The organism is Methanofastidiosum sp., assembly GCA_013178285.1.
Classification (GTDB): Archaea; Methanobacteriota_B; Thermococci; order Methanofastidiosales; family Methanofastidiosaceae; genus Methanofastidiosum.
Map to the genome: position 1 here is coordinate 1 of JABLXD010000101.1, position 2,072 is coordinate 2,072.

3 protein-coding genes are annotated in these 2,072 nt (G+C 35.4%); all 3 read left to right on the forward strand.

Features of this window, described 5'->3' with window-relative positions; all coding sequences use genetic code 11:
• The first annotated feature begins 115 nt into the window (after window positions 1–115).
• Window positions 116–664 (forward strand): NADH-quinone oxidoreductase subunit B, encoded by a 549-nt coding sequence (locus tag HPY60_11940; protein NPV51887.1) that lies wholly within the window; start codon window positions 116–118, stop codon window positions 662–664.
• Window positions 627–1,160 carry an NADH-quinone oxidoreductase subunit C gene (locus HPY60_11945; GenBank protein NPV51888.1) on the forward strand — a complete coding sequence of 178 codons (534 nt, stop codon included), beginning with the start codon at window positions 627–629 and terminating at the stop codon, window positions 1,158–1,160. The genes HPY60_11940 and HPY60_11945 overlap by 38 nt, the downstream gene beginning before the upstream one ends.
• Window positions 1,150–2,072: NADH-quinone oxidoreductase subunit D (locus HPY60_11950; protein ID NPV51889.1), on the forward strand; the 923-nt coding region annotated here is incomplete at its 3' end. The genes HPY60_11945 and HPY60_11950, both read left to right, overlap by 11 nt.

Consider the following 2,072-nt stretch of genomic DNA (forward strand, 5'->3'; position numbering starts at 1 on the left):
TACATATACGCCATTGGTAAAAATATTTTCAACTGGAGGAGAGATTAACTTGGGTGGATTAATTAGAATTTTTGATAATGCAACCCAACCTGTAGAAGTTGAAAAGGATTTAAAGATTGTTCCTGGAGCAAATACAATAATAACAACTATAGATAAAATAGCAAGCTGGGGAAGGCGTTCTTCCCTTTGGCCTCTCACCTTTGGATTAGCCTGCTGTGCTATTGAAATGATGGCAACCGGTGCATCTCATTATGACCTTGATAGATTTGGTGTAATCTTTAGAGCGACTCCGAGACAGGCAGATGTGATGATCGTAGCAGGGACTTTAACCAAGAAGATGGCACCTGTAATTGTTAATCTCTATCATCAGATGGCTGAACCCAGATATGTAATTGCTATGGGAAGTTGTGCCTGTAGTGGAGGAATCTTCAATACTTACAGTACAGTTCAAGGAATTGACGAAATCTTACCAGTTGATGTTTATATCCCTGGATGTCCACCGAGACCAGAGGCGCTAATAGAAGGTATTATTAAATTACAGGAAAAGATTAAACATCAACCATACCATAAAGAAAGATGCCTTTCAGGTATTTGTTTGATTGAAAATGAGAACTCAAAGGAAAAAAATGAATCCCATCGAGATAGTGAAGAAAATAAAAGATAAATTCCCAGAAGAAGTTTTATGGTTTAGGTGTTTCAGGGAAGAATGCGATATTACTATAAAAAAGGAAAAAATTAAAGATATTTTAGAATATCTTAAAAATACTCCAACATTAGAATTTGATTATCTTATAGATTTAACAGCTGTTGATTATCTTGGGTTTAGAGAGCCTCGTTTTGATGTTATTTATCAGCTTATGTCAATAAAACACAGACATAGATTAAGAGTTAAAGCCGAGGTCAGTGAACAGGAATGTTTCATTAATTCTGTAGTAGACTTGTGGAAAACTGCAAACTGGTTTGAAAGAGAATGTTTTGATATGTTTGGAATTGAATTTAAAGGACATCCTGACCTTAGGAGAATTCTTATGCCCGAAGATTGGATTGGTTTTCCATTAAGAAAGGACTATCCTGTTTATAGTGATCTTAAAGACAAAGAGTGGCAACCTTATAAAGAATTAAAGGAATTAGCAACGGGCTGGAAGGAAAATGAACCCTGAAAATACAAGAGAACTTCTTATTAATATGGGACCTCAACATCCTGCAACTCATGGGGTGTTAAGGCTTGTACTTGAAATTGAAGGAGAAGTAATAAAAAAATGTATACCATATATAGGGTATCTTCATAGAGGAGTAGAAAAGTTATCGGAAGACCTTACATATGTACAATCACTTCCTCTCACGGACAGATTAGATTATCTTTCCAGCATGATTAACAATGTAGGTTTTTGTATTGCTGTAGAAAAACTTATGGGTATTAGTGTTCCTGAAAGGGCAAAATTTATAAGAACTATGATGTCTGAAATGGCTAGAATTTGTAGCCATCTCGTATGGATTGCTACTCATGCGCTTGATGTGGGTGCGATGACAGTGTTTCTCTATGCTATGAGAGATAGAGAAAAGCTTCTTGAACTATTTGAAATGGTAACTGGAGCAAGATTAACAGTAAGCTATCCAAGAGTAGGGGGAGTTCGTTGTGATGTTAATCAAGAATTTTTAGACGAGTTATATAAATTTGTTAATGAGTTTCCTAAAAAAGTTGAAGAATATGAGACACTCATAGATCGTAATAGAGTGTGGCTCAGAAGAACAAAGGGCGTTGGAGTAATTACAGCAGAAGAGGCAATAAACTGGGGACTGACAGGCCCTACACTGAGAGGTTCAGGAGTTTACTATGATATACGTAAATTTTTTCCTTATGACGCCTATGATAAGGTAGAATTTGAAGTTCCATTAGGCAAAAATGGAGATATATATGACAGATATAAATGTAGAATGCTTGAATTTAGACAGTCTGCAAAAATAATAAAACAATGTATTGAACTATTACCTGAAGGAGCAATTCTTGCAGATGATGCATTAAGAATCAGAATGCCATCTTCACCATTGAAAATAGATAAAAAGGATATTCA

What these genes read in the sequence shown, in the direction of transcription:
- HPY60_11945 (NPV51888.1), top strand. Translation starts at nt 627, where the DNA reads ATGAATCCCATCGAGATAGTGAAGAAAATAAAAGATAAATTCCCAGAA.